Annotated in this window: 16 protein-coding genes; 12 read left to right on the forward strand and 4 right to left on the reverse strand. The window is 36.1% G+C overall.

Translation table 11 applies throughout. The annotated features are described in order from the left end of the window. The first annotated feature begins 138 nt into the window (after window positions 1-138). Window positions 139-1,890, forward strand: a complete 1,752-nt coding sequence (locus tag CGC58_RS06550) for a leucine-rich repeat protein (RefSeq protein WP_095895988.1) — start codon at window positions 139-141, stop codon at window positions 1,888-1,890. Window positions 1,891-1,951: 61 nt separating this feature from the next. On the opposite strand, the gene CGC58_RS06555 is transcribed toward CGC58_RS06550, so the two are convergent. After that, on the reverse strand, window positions 1,952-2,248 hold the full coding sequence (locus tag CGC58_RS06555) for a hypothetical protein (RefSeq protein ID WP_095895990.1): 297 nt from the start codon (window positions 2,246-2,248) through the stop codon (window positions 1,952-1,954). Window positions 2,249-2,274: 26 nt separating this feature from the next. Further along, window positions 2,275-2,610 carry an RNA polymerase sigma factor gene (locus CGC58_RS06560; protein WP_232748801.1) on the reverse strand — a complete coding sequence of 112 codons (336 nt, stop codon included), beginning with the start codon at window positions 2,608-2,610 and terminating at the stop codon, window positions 2,275-2,277. A 134-nt stretch (window positions 2,611-2,744) separates the two neighbouring features. On the opposite strand from CGC58_RS06560, the gene rpiB reads away from it, so the two are divergent. From rpiB to CGC58_RS06585, 5 genes are all read left to right on the forward strand, one after another. Continuing rightward, on the forward strand, window positions 2,745-3,176 hold the full coding sequence (gene rpiB / locus CGC58_RS06565) for a ribose 5-phosphate isomerase B (protein WP_095895992.1): 432 nt from the start codon (window positions 2,745-2,747) through the stop codon (window positions 3,174-3,176). A gap of 1 nt (window position 3,177) precedes the next feature. After that, complete coding sequence (locus tag CGC58_RS06570) at window positions 3,178-3,645, forward strand: hypothetical protein (protein ID WP_095895994.1); 468 nt, start codon at window positions 3,178-3,180, stop codon at window positions 3,643-3,645. Window positions 3,646-3,647: 2 nt separating this feature from the next. Continuing rightward, a complete protein-coding gene (locus tag CGC58_RS06575; RefSeq protein ID WP_095897144.1) occupies window positions 3,648-4,385 on the forward strand; it encodes a tRNA threonylcarbamoyladenosine dehydratase in 738 nt (245 codons plus the stop codon). A gap of 54 nt (window positions 4,386-4,439) precedes the next feature. Continuing rightward, window positions 4,440-4,766 carry a nucleotide pyrophosphohydrolase gene (locus CGC58_RS06580; protein WP_095895996.1) on the forward strand — a complete coding sequence of 109 codons (327 nt, stop codon included), beginning with the start codon at window positions 4,440-4,442 and terminating at the stop codon, window positions 4,764-4,766. Between the two features lie 131 nt (window positions 4,767-4,897). Next, window positions 4,898-6,088, forward strand: a complete 1,191-nt coding sequence (locus tag CGC58_RS06585; protein ID WP_095895999.1) for a phosphoglycerate kinase — start codon at window positions 4,898-4,900, stop codon at window positions 6,086-6,088. Between the two features lie 89 nt (window positions 6,089-6,177). On the opposite strand, the gene CGC58_RS12685 is transcribed toward CGC58_RS06585, so the two are convergent. Together CGC58_RS12685 and CGC58_RS12900 are read right to left on the reverse strand one after the other, a co-directional pair. Then, complete coding sequence (locus CGC58_RS12685; RefSeq protein ID WP_157909222.1) at window positions 6,178-6,321, reverse strand: hypothetical protein; 144 nt, start codon at window positions 6,319-6,321, stop codon at window positions 6,178-6,180. A gap of 30 nt (window positions 6,322-6,351) precedes the next feature. Beyond that, window positions 6,352-6,480, reverse strand: a complete 129-nt coding sequence (locus tag CGC58_RS12900) for a hypothetical protein (protein ID WP_255318120.1) — start codon at window positions 6,478-6,480, stop codon at window positions 6,352-6,354. A 336-nt stretch (window positions 6,481-6,816) separates the two neighbouring features. Here CGC58_RS12900 and CGC58_RS06590 point away from each other — a divergent pair, with 336 nt between their 5' ends. From CGC58_RS06590 to CGC58_RS06615, 6 genes are all read left to right on the forward strand, one after another. Beyond that, window positions 6,817-7,818 (forward strand): NAD(P)H-dependent glycerol-3-phosphate dehydrogenase, encoded by a 1,002-nt coding sequence (locus tag CGC58_RS06590; protein WP_095896001.1) that lies wholly within the window; start codon window positions 6,817-6,819, stop codon window positions 7,816-7,818. Window positions 7,819-8,626: 808 nt separating this feature from the next. Next, complete coding sequence (locus CGC58_RS06595) at window positions 8,627-9,391, forward strand: DUF6261 family protein (RefSeq protein ID WP_095896002.1); 765 nt, start codon at window positions 8,627-8,629, stop codon at window positions 9,389-9,391. 107 nt (window positions 9,392-9,498) lie between these two features. Further along, window positions 9,499-10,602, forward strand: a complete 1,104-nt coding sequence (locus CGC58_RS06600) for a putative glycoside hydrolase (RefSeq protein WP_095896003.1) — start codon at window positions 9,499-9,501, stop codon at window positions 10,600-10,602. Window positions 10,603-10,710: 108 nt separating this feature from the next. After that, window positions 10,711-11,187: a hypothetical protein gene (locus CGC58_RS06605; RefSeq protein ID WP_095896004.1), complete on the forward strand. Its 477-nt coding sequence runs from the start codon at window positions 10,711-10,713 to the stop codon at window positions 11,185-11,187. A 242-nt stretch (window positions 11,188-11,429) separates the two neighbouring features. Then, window positions 11,430-14,720 (forward strand): SusC/RagA family TonB-linked outer membrane protein, encoded by a 3,291-nt coding sequence (locus tag CGC58_RS06610; RefSeq protein ID WP_095896005.1) that lies wholly within the window; start codon window positions 11,430-11,432, stop codon window positions 14,718-14,720. A 12-nt stretch (window positions 14,721-14,732) separates the two neighbouring features. Beyond that, window positions 14,733-16,076, forward strand: coding sequence for a RagB/SusD family nutrient uptake outer membrane protein (locus tag CGC58_RS06615; RefSeq protein WP_095896006.1), 1,344 nt, complete (start codon window positions 14,733-14,735; stop codon window positions 16,074-16,076). Window positions 16,077-16,082: the final 6 nt, after the last annotated feature.

A 16,082-nucleotide genomic window follows, 5' to 3' on the forward strand; every position in this document is an offset into this window, starting at 1 on the left:
TATCCTAAGTTTTTGTATAAGTCAAGAACTAAAAATAATTTCGTTCGTTTGACCTAGAAATGCACTAATCAACTTGTTTTTATTCAGTTTAAATAACTATATTTGCACCCTCAAAAAATTAACTAATATTTTATAACGATGAAAAAAATAAGTTTTATGCTGGGATTGGTTCTTTTGGGGCTAACCACGACCTTCGTCTCTTGTGATAAAGACGACAAAAAAGAAATCGAAAAACCTGTTTATAAAGAGATTAAAGTAGATAAAAGCAGTCTGACGCTTTCGGTAGGCAACAGCGAAATCCTTGAAATTACCGAAGGAAACGGAGGATACAAAGTAACATCTTCCGATGAGAGCAAAGCCACTGCTTCCATAAAAAACAATACACAGGTAGTAGTGGAGGCTAAAAAATCGGGAGAGGTTACCCTAATGATAACAGATGCTCAAAGCAAACAGGCTTCCGTAAAAGTAGTTGTTTTTGAATCAATTGCTTTGGATAGCAAAACGGTTATTGCAAAGAAAGGAACTCAGAAAACCGTTACTATCCAATCAGGTTCGGGGGCTTATTCTGTGGATTCGAAAGATAAAACTATCGCTACGGCAACTCTTAGTGGAACAACTTCTGTTGTAATTTCGGCAGTGTCTAACGGAAATACTACCATTGTGGTAACGGATACTAAAACAAACAAAACCGAAGAAATTGCAGTAACAGTTTCTGAACTTTCCATCGGTAAAAATGCAGTTGAATTGAAAGTGGGTGTCACTGAAAATGTAGCTATTACTTCGGGTTCAGGAACTTATGGGATTTCTTCGGATAAAGAAAATGTGGCTTCCGCAGAAATTCTTAATGGTGAGGTAAAAATCAGTGCAAAAGCCGCTGGCACTGCCACAATCACACTTACTGATGAGCAAACAGCTGAGGTGCAGGAAATTTCCGTAAAAGTAATGGAAGAATTACGAATGGAAAAGCAAGAATTATCGGTAAAAAACAAAGACCACGAAATTATAAATATTTTGGGAGCTGATAACGCCAACGGAGATTATCAGTTTGAGATTAGCACACAGCCTGCCGATGTGGTTGAAGTTAAGTCACAATGGTTTGATGCCACACAAGGTCATCATCTGAAGGTAACAGGTTTAAAACCGGGAGAAGCTACCGTTACCGTAAAAGACAAACAAACCAATCAGGTAACGACTTTCAGAGTTACAGTTGAAAAAGCAGATTTTAGTCTTCCTCAAACTGCTTTATCACTTTATGCGGGAGAAAGAACGACAGTAACGATTGCAGGAAATGGGCAATATGAAGTAAATTCGGGTAACAGCTCGGTGGCTACGGCAACAGAAAGCAACGGAGTACTTACTATTGTGGCTGTTGGCGAAGGTTCTACCAATATCACCGTGAAAGATATTTTAAAGAATGAAACCAAAAACATTGCAGTAACAGTGACTGTAAAATCTTTGTTTACAATAGATGAAAACGGTGTTTTAACCGCAGTTGACCCTTCAGCTATTGTTGCTGAGATGGTAATTCCTAAAAATGTGAAAAAGATTAAATATCAACTTTTTTATAATCACAATAGAGATATTATTGAAAGCGTTACAATGGAGGGGATTGAAGAGATAGGTTCTTTTGATTTTGCTTTACAGAAAAAATTAACTAAGGTTATATTAGGAGATAAAGTGAAAAGTATTGGAAATATTGCTTTTGCGTCTTCTACAAAATTAAGTGAAGTTAAAATTAAAGCACAGATTCCTCCTACATTGAAAGGGAATCCTTTTGGTAATATCTCAAAGACAAAAGTATTAAAAGTTCCAATAGGTACAAAAGAGACTTACCATGCGTCGGATTGGGGTAAATTTTTCAAGAGTGAAGAAATCATTGAAGAAAATTAATTCATATAAACACAAAAATAAGAGGAGAATTTTCAATATTCTCCTCTTTTTTGTTTGACGATTAAAGGTCAAATCGTATGCCTAATGAAACTATGTTTTGCTTTGGTGTATTGTTTTCAAATAATGGGTTCAAATCATATTTGAAGTATAGTGTATTACCTTTGTAACCCAAATAAGCACTTAAACCGTATACAAAATCAGAGGTATTGAAATCGTACTTTTGTAAAACTCGGTCATCATTTCTTCGGAAGAAATTTTTTGTTTTTAAATGTGTACCTATAAAACCTCCAACACCTATGCGAAAGTTGCCTAAGTCTTCGTAAAAAGTTCTCCCATTGCGTTCAAATCTTTTTCCCAAATCATATTCAAGATGCAAAGGGAATGTCAGATGTGAATTTCTTCAGAGTAATATGTTTCTTCGGTGTAAAAAAGTTGTTTTTCTGAGCGAAGGAAAGAAATGCATTCGTTGGTAATGATTCTTCGTATCCAACCTTCAAAACTTCCTTGAAAAGAAAAATTCTTCAAATTTGAAAACACTTTTAAAAATGCTGTAATCATCACATCTTCAGATAGATGAATATCTTTGATATATCGGCGACAAACACCCAGCATTTTTGGCGAGTATGTTGTAAAAATGTGCTTTTGTGCCATTCGGTCATTGTTCATAGCCTGCCGAATTAGTTCTTTTTCGTTGTTGTATAAATTTTTCTTTATATTCACATTCGTTTTTTTCTTTTTCAGTATAGACGCAAGAAATGCAAAAAGAGTTGCATCTTGGGCAAAAATAATTTTTTTGTTACTATTTTATTTTTCTGATTTTTCATATTTTTGCCATTCAAAAAACACAATCAGATATGAAAATAGCTATAGGAAATGACCACGCAGGTCCAGCTTACAAAAAAGCCATTGTTACTTACTTAGAAAGTCAAAATATTGAAGTTCTGAACTTTGGAACAGATACGTTTGACAGTGTTGATTATCCCGATTTTGGGCATAAGGTAGCCCAAGCCGTTGCTTCAAAAAATGCAGATTTAGGAATTGTAATCTGCGGAAGTGGCAACGGAATTGCCATAACAGCCAATAAACATCAGCAAATCCGATGTGCTTTGTGTTGGACAAAAGAAATCGCAGCATTGGCACGCCAACACAACGATGCGAATGTGATAAGTATTCCGGCACGTTTTACTGCCATTGAGCAAGCTGTTGAAATTGTTAAAACATTTTTAAATACTGATTTTGAGGGTGGAAGACATTCCAATCGTGTAAACAAAATAACTTGTATGTAAAATGAATTCAAAATCACTTTTTTTTAAATCTCTGACTATAATTCATTTGGCATTACTTACAGGTCAGTTGCTTTTTGGTGTGGTTGTTTATTTTTTGAATAGGGAAATTTGGCAATATCATTTTCCTTCTTCGAACCACTTTTTTTGGGTGGCTATGGCACTTATTTTTGCAGTACTTTTAGGTCATAAAGTATTCTACAAAAAAGGTCTTGAAGAAGTGAGAAACAAAAAATCACTCTCTGAAAAATTGGCTACTTTTCAAGGTGTTTGTATCGTGAAATACGGCTTAATTGAGGCAGCTTCAATTACTTGTATTGTTTTTGCTTTGCTTACTGAAAACATATACTTTCTGCTCATTTCAGGGTGTTTACTTTTGTATTTTATTACTTTGAAGCCAACAAAAGAAAGGGTAATAAACGATTTGGAGCTTAACAGAGAACTTCAAGAGCAGTTTAACAAAGAATGTTAAGAATGGCAAAAAATTGGTTGGAGCGTACTGAACTTCTTGTAAAATCGGAAGGGATTGAAAAACTTAAATCGGCAAATGTGTTGGTTGTGGGGCTTGGCGGTGTAGGCTCGTTTGCTGCGGAATTCATCGCCCGAAGTGGAGTAGGGAAGATGACCATTGTTGATGGCGATGTATTTGATATTACGAATATTAACAGGCAACTTCCTGCTTTGCAGAGTACTGTGGGCAAACCCAAAGCTGAGGTTTTAGCCTCTCGTTTGAAAGATATCAATCCGGATTTGGAACTCACCGTTCTAACAGAATTTCTCTCTCCCGAAAGAGCTTTTGAGTTAGTATCTCCCGAGTTTGATTACGTGCTTGATTGCATTGACAGTATTACGCCAAAGCTGAATTTAATCATTGCTTCTCGTCGGAAAAAAGTAAAACTCGTTAGTTGTATGGGAGCCGGTGGCGTGTTAGACCCTTCCAAGGTAAAAGTATCGGATATTAAAAACACGCGTGATTGTCCACTGGCAAAAAATATTCGGAAACGCCTTAAAAAAGAAGGAATTACATCAGGATTCAAAGCTGTTTTTTCAACAGAAATTGCTCCGAAAGACACAATGCAGCAAACCGACGGCACAAACTACAAGAAATCTTTCTACGGAACGATTAGTTATATGCCTGCTGCTTTCGGGCTGCACGCTGCTGCCACAGTAATAAACTATTTGATAAACAAAGAATCGGAAATTGCTGATTAATTTTCCAAAGAAATTAATTTCAATTTTTATAAATTCTATAATTTTCTTTTTAAAATGGATATAAAAAACGCTCAATTACAGGTAGATAACTGGATTAAGGAACACGGAGTTCGCTATTTTAACGAACTGACTAATATGGCTCAACTTACTGAAGAAGTAGGGGAGGTGGCTCGTATTATCGCTCGCAGATACGGTGAACAATCCGAAAAGGAAAGTGACAAAAATAAGGATTTGGGCGAGGAGCTTGCCGATGTAGTGTTTGTGGTACTTTGTCTTGCCAACCAAACGGGAATTGATTTGCAAGCTGCTTTTGACCGAAAAATGGACAAAAAAACTCAACGTGACCACGACCGTCATCATAACAATGAAAAGTTGAAATAAAAGGCTGTCTGAGAAATCAGATAGCTTTTTTTAAATAAATTTTTCAACCTCAAAAATTTCCTAATACAGAAATAATTCGTAACTTTGAGGCTCGAAAAGAAGTAAAATAATTTAATTCATTACATATTATGATGAAAACCATTGACAATTTTAATTTCAAAGACAAAAAAGCACTTATCCGTGTGGATTTCAACGTGCCTTTAGATGAAAACTTTAAAGTAACCGACAATACACGTATCGAAGCTGCCAAACCAACTATCGAAAAAATATTAAAAGATGGTGGTAGCGTGGTGTTGATGAGTCATTTAGGTCGCCCGAAAGGAGAAAAAAATCAGAAATATTCGCTTAAACACATCGTTGATGAGGTTTCAAAAGAATTAGGAAAACCTGTTATTTTTGTTGATGATTGCGTAGGCGAAAGCGTAGAAAAAGCCGTTGCAGCTGCTCCAAGCGGAAGCGTAATTTTGTTGGAAAATTTACGTTTTTATGCAGAGGAAGAAAAAGGAAATGAAGATTTTTCAGCGAAATTGGCAAAATTGGGAGATATTTACGTAAATGACGCTTTCGGAACGGCACACCGAGCACACGCTTCTACAACTATCGTGGCAAAATTTTTCCCAAATAACAAATGTTTCGGATATTTGCTCGCCAAAGAGATTGAAAGTATCGACAAAGTGATGAAATCTGGCGAAAAACCCGTAACTGCTATTTTGGGAGGTTCAAAAGTTTCGTCAAAAATCACCATCATTGAAAATATTTTAGATAAAGTAGACCATTTGATTATCGGTGGCGGAATGGCGTACACTTTCGTGAAAGCACAAGGCGGAAAAATCGGTGATTCTATCTGCGAGGACGATAAATTACAATTGGCTTTGGATATTTTGGCAAAAGCAAAAAGCAAAGGTGTTGAGGTGCATTTGCCGGTAGATGTGGTTGCTGCTGACGATTTCAATAACGATGCTAAAACACAAGTAGTTGATGTTACCAACATTCCTGACGGATGGCAAGGACTTGATGCAGGACCAAAAAGTTTGGCAAACTTTAAAGAAGTTATTTTAAAATCAAAAACCATTTTGTGGAACGGACCTGTGGGCGTGTTCGAAATGCCTACTTTTGCCAAAGGAACCATTGAAGTGGGGAATTTCATTGCTGAAGCTACCAAAAACGGAGCGTTTTCACTTGTAGGTGGAGGTGATTCTGTGGCTGCTGTGAAACAATTTGGCTTTGAAAACAAAGTAAGTTATGTTTCTACAGGTGGTGGAGCGATGCTTGAGAGCCTTGAAGGTAGAGTTCTACCGGGAATTCAGGCAATTTATGAATAAGTAAATTTTTCATAATATATATAGTTTAAATGGAAAAGATGTTATCCGTGTTTTTGGATAACATCTTTTTACTTTTACTGAGTCTTAGTTTACTTCTTCTCGCAATTACATTCTGTTGAATTCCAGCCTTCAATAAATCTCTCAATAGCATCGCCAGTTTTAACAATAGCAAAAATGGTAATTAAGACAACGAAAATAATTTTAAATACAGACCATTTTTTCTTCTTTTCCATAACATTCTGATTTATAATATTAAACAAAGATTATTGGCTAATTGAGTTTTGATAATTAGCTACAAATTTTCCGATGGCGTATCCCACTTGATAAGCAAAGAAAATACCTAAGACAATCATCAGAATAAATTTTGATAATGACATTCTTCTTTTCTCCATATATTTTCAAGTTTTGTGATTTCTTTGGCAATTATATAAATATTTTTTGATAAAAGCAATAATATGTTGTATATATTTCTTGTTTCTGATAAATATGATAAGAATAATATATCATTGAAAAGTAAATTATTTAACTGAAAAAATTTCAATCTAATTTTTTTACGATATATTTTGAATCAGAATGATATATTTTTAATTAAAAAGTTATCTGTGTTGTTTTTCTGGGATTTTGCTCTTGCAGACTTACCTTTTTGCCTGAAAAATTATGGTTAAAAGCATATTTTGTGCATTGAAAAATCTTTCATAACTTAGCTACCTTAAAAATGACTTCTATCTATGGAAAAAGAGTTAAAAGTTTCGGTCATCGGGGGAGGAAGTTGGGCAACGGCATTGACTAAGATATTAACTACCAACCTTTCGCAGGTGTGTTGGTATATGCGTAATAGTTCGGCAATTGAACATATCAAGAAAACAAATCACAATCCCAATTACATAACCGACGTTGAGTTTGATATAAATAAGTTGAAGCTAACAGATGACATCAATGAGGCTGTTGCTTATGGCGATTACTTGGTTTTTGCCATTCCGTCGGCGTTTTTAAGTTCGGAGCTTGAAAAATTAAACCTTTCGTTGTCGGATAAAAATGTTTTCTCTGCCATTAAAGGCATCGAACCCAAAAGCGGACTGATTGTCGGTGAATATTTTCATAAACTACACCAAGTGCCTTACGATAACATCGGAGTGATTGCCGGTCCGTGCCACGCTGAAGAAGTTGCCCTCGAAAGGTTATCCTATTTAACCATTGCGTGTTTCGACCAAGAGAAAGCAGCTACCTTTGCGGAGGCAATGAAAACTTATTTTGTTAAAACGAAGATATCAGATGACGTTATCGGGATTGAATATGCCGCAATGTTGAAGAACATTTACGCTATCGCAGCCGGAATTGCCCACGGACTGGGATATGGTGACAATTTCCAAAGTGTGTTGATGAGTAACGCGATACGCGAAATGCGTAGATACATTAAAAGAATCCATAAAATTAAACGAAACATCAATAACTCAGCTTATTTAGGGGATTTATTAGTTACGAGTTACTCTCTTTTTAGTCGGAACAGGACATTCGGGAATATGATTGGCAAGGGCTATACTGTAAAGAGTGCAATTATGGAGATGAATATGGTTGCTGAAGGATATTATGCTGTAAAAAGTGCTTATGAAATTAATAATAAACATACGAGAAAGAGTCGTACTCCCATTTTAGATGCAGTGTATGAGATTTTGTATGAAAATAAGAAAGCAAAAAGGGTCTTTGCTGAGCTTGTAAATGAGTTGAATTAATGATTGATGATTTTTGTAATTTCTTTACCTAAAAAGGAAATTTAAATTAATGTTCTTGTTTTTATTTAATACAGTTTGTCAGGCTGAGCGTAGTCGAAGCCATTTTTGTTGCTCAATCTTCGACTCCGCTCAGATTGACAGAGTTCCAATTTGCTTAAAAAGGTAATTCAAATAAATGTTCTTGTTTTTATTTAATACAGTTTGTCAGGCTGAGCGTAGTCGAAGCCCTTTTTTTGTTCAATCTTCGACTCCGCTCAGATTGACAGAGTGTTGATTTGCTTAAAAAGGCAATTCAAACAGATGTTCTTGTTTTTATTTAATACAGTCTGTCAGGCTGAGCGTAGTCAAAACCCTTTTTGTTGCTCAATCTTCGACTCCGCTCAGATTGACAGAGTGTTGATTTGCCTAAAAAGGTAATTCAAATAAATGTTCTTGTTTTTATTTAATACAGTTTGTCAGGCTGAGCGTAGTCGAAGCCATTTTTGTTGCTCAATCTTCAACTCCACTCAGATTGACAGAGTGTTGATTTGCCTAAAAAGGTAATTCAAATAAATGTTCTTGTTTTTATTTAATACAGTTTGTCAGGCTGAGCGTAGTCGAAGCCATTTTTGTTGCTCAATCTTCGACTCCGCTCAGATTGACAGAGTGTTGATTTGCTTAAAAAGGTAATTTGTTTTACGATTTATAAAATTAAAACAACAAAAACAAATCTCCTTTTTGTGTCAAATAAAATATTTTAGAATGATAAAGATATAAATCTATATATAAATAAAAATAAATAAACAAAGTTAAATTAAATTTATAAGTTATGAGAAATAGTAATTTAATAGCCTTAGATGTTTCTAAGTTGTATAATGCTGAATTGGCTCAGTTGATAACTCGTTTTTTAGATGATTTTTTAAAAAGTAACTTAGATTTAGAGCACGATGCTGATTTTAAAAGAGTGTTAGAGTCATTGAAGTCTCAATTACCTACTTTTAATGCTGCATCTGACCAAATCAGAGGAAGTAGTGATTCTTCCAAAATTAGAAAAGCTGATTATGAAAGAGGATTTGCATTTAAAGCATTAAGTAATGCATTAAAAGCATATCAAAAAACAAATGAACCAAATGAAAAAGATGCTTATGAGGCACTTAATTTGATTGTTTCAGAATATAAAGGGATAAACAGTAACAGTTATGAGGTTCAGACAAATCGTTTGGCTAATCTGGTAGAGCGTTTGCAGAGTAATGCTTATAAAAATCACGTAAAGGAACTTTCTATTGAAAAATTTGTAATTCGTTTGTCAAATGCAAATACTCATTTTGATGAATTATTTGCAAAACGCTCTTTTGAGATTTCCCAACGACAAAACTATGATACAAAAAGCCTTAGAAAAGCTATCTTAGAAGATTATAGAAAGTTAGTAAACTATGTAGCTGCTATTGCTGAGGTTCGTGAGAATAGTTTTTATAAAGATACATTAGTAATTATTAATAACTCTCGTAAATATTTTGCAGATACAATACTTGCAAGACGAACTAAAAAGAAAGAAGCTAAAAAGGAAGATAAAAATAAGGAAAATGAAATGTAGATAACTAAAAAGGGGTTCTTTATTATTTGTATTAATAATGTTGTGTATAAATATTAATATAGGATTAGGCTTTTGTAGATACGATAAACAATTAAATTAACAATACTATGTTTAAATTAAAACGAATATTTTCAGTTGCTTTACTGTCTTTACTTGTTTGGAGTTGTGAAGATAAAAAAAGTATTCCTGTTGAATCTTCTGATTTAAAAGAAGAAAAGTCATTCACCTTTTCAACTTGGATAACATACAATCCGCAACGGACTGCTGACAGTTATCACGAAGAATTTAAGAAATACAAAACACACGGAATTACAGAGGTTTTAGTAAATACAGAAGCCGATGCAGAGGCACTCAAATGGCTTGTTCCTATTGCAAAAGCCGAAGGAATTAAACTGCACGCTTGGATAATGACTGTAAATCGCCCAGGAGATAAAGTAGCGTTAGAAAATCCTGAATGGTATATGGTTAGCAGGGAAGGCAAATCGTGCCACGATGTCCGTCCGTATGTAGATTACTATCAGTGGTTATGTCCCACGCGTAAGGAATCGCGAGAGCATATCCTGAATTTGGTGAGCGAACTTGCAGAAGTGGAAGGCATAGAGAGTGTTCACTTGGATTATATTCGTTTTCCTGATATTTATCTCCCGATTGGGCTGTTGCCAAATTATAATCTTGTTCAGGAAGAAGAACTACCGCAATTTGATTTCTGTTACTGTGATGCGTGTACCTCTGAATTCGAGAAATTACATCATAAGAACCCAAAATCATTCTCAAATCCGGCTATTGATATGGAATGGAAGCAATTTCGTTTGAATAAAATACGTGATTTGGTTAACGAGGCTTCGGAAATAGTTCGTAAAAAGGGTAAAAAGATTACAGCAGCTGTATTTCCATATCCTGAAATGGCTGACCATATGGTAAGACAGCGATGGGATAAATGGAATATAGACCGCGTATATCCGATGATATATCATAACTTCTATAATGAGGAAACCGATTGGGTAGGATTTGCAACAAGGCAAGGAGTTGAGGATTTGAAAAACAATAATACCGAATTGCATACGGGAATTTATGTGCCACCAATTTCGGCAGACGAGTTAAGACAAGCGATTTTGTTTGCCAAAGAAAACGGAGCCACAGGAGTTTCCTTTTATGATGGTCCTGAAATTACGGAAGAACAGTTGAAAGTAATTCAAGAGCTAAGCAAATAAATTTAAGCTATTTCTGTTTGCCCGATAAGGCAGATTGATTTTGGTTTGCTTTGTTTGGTAAACAGAAATAGGATTTTTAAAATGAATTAACCTCAAAATTTATACCTTATGAAGAGAATCATAATAGCTTTGCTTGTTACAGTTGCCTCAGTGTCTTTCTCATATTCACAAGAAATTGAAATTAAAAAAACATTTGGCGAGAATAGATTCTATCAAGATGGAAAGCGACTGTATATGAAGGATGTAATTGCACTGATGGAAAACAATCAGGAAGCTTGGGCACTTATGAAACAAGCCAAGAAAAACTATGATATAAATATGCCTATTGCTTTAGCAGGAGGTGGTTTGATTGGCTGGAATTTGGTAAAATTAATGGTGGGAGGTAAACCGAATTGGGTTTCATCCGGAATTGGAGTTGTACTAACCGGAATTTCTATCAAGATAAACTCAAATATAAATAAGAAGTCAAAAAAGGCTGTTGAAATTTATAATTCTTCTTTGGTTAGGGGTAGTTTATATTCATTCCAACCTGAATTCAAGCTTATTACCAACGAAAGGGGAGTGGGTTTGTGTGTTAAATTTTAGAAATTGCCGTTTATATTTCTTGTAAAAGCTAATTTAGGTTAGTTTATTTCAAAAGGAATTGGTTTTAAAAATATTTTTAATAAAAAGGGTTAATTATTTGTTTTTTCTGTTATTTTTGTGTTACATTTGCCTTTTGTATTCAAAATTTATTGCTTTTGATTAATGAAAATTTATTGAATAAATATCCATTTTCATAAAAAAGTGAATTATAATTATTTTTTTAACATAAAAACTGGCTTCGTATGAAAAAAGGACTTGTATTACTTTTCTTTTTGCTTACCGCTTTTGGTTGGGCTCAAAAAAATGTGGAAGGAGTGGTGAAAGACCATCAGGGTATGCCTATCATTGGTGTAAATGTTGTTGTCAAAGGAACTAAAAAAGGGGTTTCTACCGGCTTTGAGGGGACTTTTGGTTTGACGACCAATGTGGGAGATGTGCTTGTGTTTTCGGCAATTGGTTATAAAACGCAAGAGGTAAAAATAACCAAGAAAGGCTCATTCATTTCGGTTGTAATGGAAGAAGACCTGATGGAAATGGAGGAAGTGGTAGTTACGGGGTATCAAACTGTTGACCCTACCAAAGTAGCAACTGCTTATACAAAGATTGATACCAAGAGTTTTGAAAGAAGAGGAACAGCAGATGTCATTTCGGGAATAGAAGGGCTATCGGCGGCTTTGGTTTTATCAACAAACCCAAACAACCCAACAGGTTCTAAGGAGTTTTCTATTCGTGGTATTTCTACACTTTCGGGCGATACGCGTCCGCTTATTGTTTTGGACGGATTTCAATACGGAGGAAGATTGGAAGACATCAACCCCTATGAGGTAGAGAGTATTACCCTACTGAAAGACGCAGCTTCGGCTTCTATCTACGGAGCGAAATCGTCCAACGGGGTAATTGTAATTACCACCCGAAAAGGAAGAGCCGGAAAAACACAAGTGCGTTATACCAGCAACCTTACCTTTCAGGACAAAATGGATGTAAACTATATGCTGAATCGGGTGTCCTCGTCGAAATTGGTGGATATTGAGCATCAATATGCCAAAGAAAATGATAATAATATAATAAACTACCGACATCTTTTAGAAACCAATGACCCGTATATGAGTTACTATGTAGGGAATACGAATCGGGTGTATCATCTCTACGGACTTAAAAAATACGGATACATAACCGAGCAAGACTTTGATAGTCAGTTGGCTCAATTGCGTTTGTATGACAATACCAAAGATATTGAACGATTGTATTTGCAAAACCCGATTACCAACCAGCAAAACATTTCTGTTTCGGGAGGTTCGGAGTCATTCAAGTTTCGGAGCTCATTAAACTACACCAATAGTTTAAAAGATGTAAAGAATAATGCAACACAGCGGATTATCTTTGATTTTGTTTCGAATTTGAAATTCAGTCCCAAAGTGAATTTGGATTTCCAAACCAGTTTAACGTCGAATGATGATTCTTATAAACTTATTGATTATGAAAATATTGGCTTATCATCAAGTGATGATATTTTTAGAGTGGCTTCATACGACCGTCTCTTTGATGAAAACGGGAATCCTTTGTCGGTGTTCAGACCCGCAGACGGTAGCGGAACTAATTCGGGAGGGCTTTTTGGAGGGAAAGACCCTTATGAAATTCAAAGATTAGTGGCTGCAGGGCTTTTGGACGAAACGTACTATCCGGCAAATGATTTTGGGAAGTACAGTTTGAACGAAACTAATTGGAGTGCTCACGTTCAAGGACTTTTAAATATAGACATTACCCCTGACCTGACAGCCAAAATAGGGGGACAGATCAGAAAAGGAGCTTTTAAAACAACCCGAATAGCTGCCACAGATTCGTGGTTTATGAAGAGCCTGATAAATAATACAACTCCCTTGTACTATTCGGGAGACACACGATCTTTGAATGTCCCTTACGGAGACCGAATTAAGGAGTCAAGAGGCGAATCCATAAACTATTTGTTCCGTACGCAATTGGAGTACCAAAAAACATTCGGAGAACATAACATACACCTATTTGCAGGAGCAGAAATGCAAGAAACTAAATCAGAATCAACACAGATTGACCGTTTGGGATATGACCCTAAATCAAACCTATACCTCCCTACTGATTACGATAGGTTACGCAATGACATCAATAGCGTATATCACCCCAACGGCTCTATCTCTGGTGGTATTAATTTCTCCGAAGGTTTTGGATACAGCCAAAACAGGTATGTTGCTGGATATGCAAACTTTACATATATGTACACAAACAAATACGTACTATCGGGAAGCATTCGTATGGATCAATCCAACCTCTTCGGAACTGACCCAAGATATCGTTATAAGCCGTTTTGGTCATTGGCAGGACGTTGGCGTTTAGGAGAAGAAGACTTTTTTAAAAATAAAAACATTAGGGCAGACGTGCGTCTTTCTTATGGAATTAACGGAAATATCGCCAATAAATACGGTCCTTTTGACATAGCCAGAAAGATTTTTGATTATCGTGCAGGGAATATTCTTACGTTGGGTATTCAGAATCTGAAAGTCAATAATTTGCGATGGGAAAGGTCTGAAACCACAAATTTCGGAACTGACTTATCTTTCTTTGACAACCGTTTGGAATTGGTTTTGGATTATTACTATAAAAGAACCATAGATGCCTTGGCAAAAGTGGATTCTGACCCTACGTTTGGTTCTAATTTAGTGTATCGGAACGATGCCTCTCTCATCAATAACGGTTACGAGGTGATGCTGACTTCACGAAACATTCGTACACCCAACACCCTATGGGAAACACAGTTGTTTTTCAGATACAATAAATCAAAAATTACCGAGGCGAGTTTTGACACCAGTCAGGGTAAAGCATATCGCTTTGCCGGGCAAGTTCTCAATATAAAGGGAAGCGAACCAAATTCATTGTATGTATTTGATTATGAAGGTGTTAGTGATACGGGAGAGGGACAAATCCGCAAAGCAGATGGCAATATCGTAAAAGTGGATTACAGTTATGATCCTCCGGGATTGTTTAATTATGACGATTTAAAACCTGTCGGAACGGTTGTACCCAAATACGTAGCTTCTGTAAACAATAACTTTTCTTACAAAGGCATTGGTCTTTCTTTCTTGTTCGTTTATCAAGGGGGACATATTATGATGAAAGATAGTTATAATGGATCAACCACCGCTTATACCATTACGCTTATGAATAAGGATGCCGAAAGAACTTGGCAAAAACCAGGCGATGAAGCAGTTACAGACATACCGAGATTCAGCTCGGCACTTTACAGTGGCATAATCAAAGGCTCGACTAAAAACGTGCTTCCTGCTGATTTTATCCGTTTGCGAGATGTGGTGCTGAGCTACACAGTCCCCACAAGCCTTCTTGGAGGACTCAAAATTCAAGAATTGACCTTTAACGTTAGAGCCGCAAACCTTTGGATGTGGACTAAAAACAACGAAGGAATTGACCCTGAAACACAAGGTTTAGGATTTAGAACGGCACGATTGCCTAAAAGTTATACAATGGGAATCAATCTAATCTTTTAAATTTGAATCAAGATGAAAAAAATATTCTTTTTAACCATATTGGTAGGAGCGATGGCTTCTTGCGATAAGTATTTGGATATTGAACCCAAAGGACACGTAATACCCAATACCATAGAGGATTACGATTTATTGCTCAACGGCATACACACCATTTCCAACGAAGAAGTTTTGGCTCTCACAGCAGACGATTACAAAATGTATAACGATGGTTCTTCGGTACAAATAGACACAAAAAATCCTGATAGCCAAAGTTTTCAACTGTTTTCTTGGGGAGAATTTCGGTTTTATAACCCAACGCAGTCCGTGAGTGCTTGGAACAATCCGTATAGTAACATCTATACCTGTAACAAAATCATCAATGAGGTGATGCAAGCAGCTTCTTCTTTGAGATACTCCGAAACGGACAAACCGCAAATACAAGCGGAGGCGTATTACAACAGGGCGTTGGATTATTTTTACTTGGTAAATATCTTTGCCAAAGCCTATTCTGCTTCGGCAAGTTCGGATTTGGCTGTCCCCATTGTTACTGTTGCCGATGCTACGCAAACGACTTTTCCCAGAGCAACCGTGGCTGAGGTGTACGACTTTATCATTGCCGATTTGGAAAAAGCCTTAAAAAACTTGCCCACTAAATCAAAAGCGATTGTACGCCCTAATATGGGGTCTGCCTATTCGCTGTTATCAAGGGTATATCTTTATAAAGGAGATTATGAAAAATCGTTAGAATACGCCAACAAAGCCATTAATTTCAACGGAACTTTGCAAAATTACGTGAATTCTACCCGAGAAACGATAGGCGATGAGTATCGTCTCGGGCAATATTCCTTACGATATTTCGGAGGAACAGCAGGGTATCAAGGGGGATTGAGTGATGACCTTAAATCGGTTTTAAACACCACCAACGACTCTCGTTATTACAGTTTCTACCGCTACTATACTGGCTATGGAGAGTTTAAGGTAACGTATAAAATCAGACCCAACGCTGGAGCTTCCATAGGTGAAATGTACGTAACGCGTGCCGAGTGTTATGCACGTTTAGGTAAAAAAGATTTGGCAATTACCGATTTGAACACCCTACGAGCCAAACGCCTTAAAGAGCACACGCCTTTGCAAGAGGCTGATTTTAATACAGATAAAGAGTTAATTAAATTCTGTTTGGAAGAGCGAAGAAGAGAAACATTTATGTCACATCTTCGGTTATTAGACATAAAACGGATGAATTTGGAGCCTGATTTTGCCATAACTCTTGTAAAAGAATTTCAAGGAGAAACATATAAAGCTGAACCAAATTCCGGAAAATTGGTATTGCCCATTCCAGCACAAGTACTGAAATTTAATCCATCTTGGGAAAAATAATTAATT

The organism is Capnocytophaga stomatis (assembly GCF_002302635.1).
In the GTDB taxonomy this organism is placed as follows: Bacteria; Bacteroidota; Bacteroidia; order Flavobacteriales; family Flavobacteriaceae; genus Capnocytophaga; species Capnocytophaga stomatis.

Excerpts from the sequence above, each read along its gene's own strand:
- CGC58_RS12900 (WP_255318120.1), bottom strand. The coding sequence starts at position 6,480 with ATGGAGAAAAGAAGAATGTCATTATCAAAATTTATTCTGATGATTGTC.
- CGC58_RS06610 (WP_095896005.1), top strand. The coding sequence starts at position 11,430 with ATGAAAAAAGGACTTGTATTACTTTTCTTTTTGCTTACCGCTTTTGGT.
- CGC58_RS06585 (WP_095895999.1), top strand. The coding sequence starts at position 4,898 with ATGAAAACCATTGACAATTTTAATTTCAAAGACAAAAAAGCACTTATC.
- CGC58_RS06605 (WP_095896004.1), top strand. The coding sequence starts at position 10,711 with ATGAAGAGAATCATAATAGCTTTGCTTGTTACAGTTGCCTCAGTGTCT.
- CGC58_RS06590 (WP_095896001.1), top strand. The coding sequence starts at position 6,817 with ATGGAAAAAGAGTTAAAAGTTTCGGTCATCGGGGGAGGAAGTTGGGCA.
- CGC58_RS12685 (WP_157909222.1), bottom strand. The coding sequence starts at position 6,321 with ATGGAAAAGAAGAAAAAATGGTCTGTATTTAAAATTATTTTCGTTGTC.
- CGC58_RS06600 (WP_095896003.1), top strand. The coding sequence starts at position 9,499 with ATGTTTAAATTAAAACGAATATTTTCAGTTGCTTTACTGTCTTTACTT.
- CGC58_RS06595 (WP_095896002.1), top strand. The coding sequence starts at position 8,627 with ATGAGAAATAGTAATTTAATAGCCTTAGATGTTTCTAAGTTGTATAAT.
- CGC58_RS06575 (WP_095897144.1), top strand. The coding sequence starts at position 3,648 with ATGGCAAAAAATTGGTTGGAGCGTACTGAACTTCTTGTAAAATCGGAA.
- CGC58_RS06615 (WP_095896006.1), top strand. The coding sequence starts at position 14,733 with ATGAAAAAAATATTCTTTTTAACCATATTGGTAGGAGCGATGGCTTCT.
- CGC58_RS06570 (WP_095895994.1), top strand. The coding sequence starts at position 3,178 with ATGAATTCAAAATCACTTTTTTTTAAATCTCTGACTATAATTCATTTG.
- CGC58_RS06580 (WP_095895996.1), top strand. The coding sequence starts at position 4,440 with ATGGATATAAAAAACGCTCAATTACAGGTAGATAACTGGATTAAGGAA.
- rpiB (WP_095895992.1), top strand. The coding sequence starts at position 2,745 with ATGAAAATAGCTATAGGAAATGACCACGCAGGTCCAGCTTACAAAAAA.
- CGC58_RS06550 (WP_095895988.1), top strand. The coding sequence starts at position 139 with ATGAAAAAAATAAGTTTTATGCTGGGATTGGTTCTTTTGGGGCTAACC.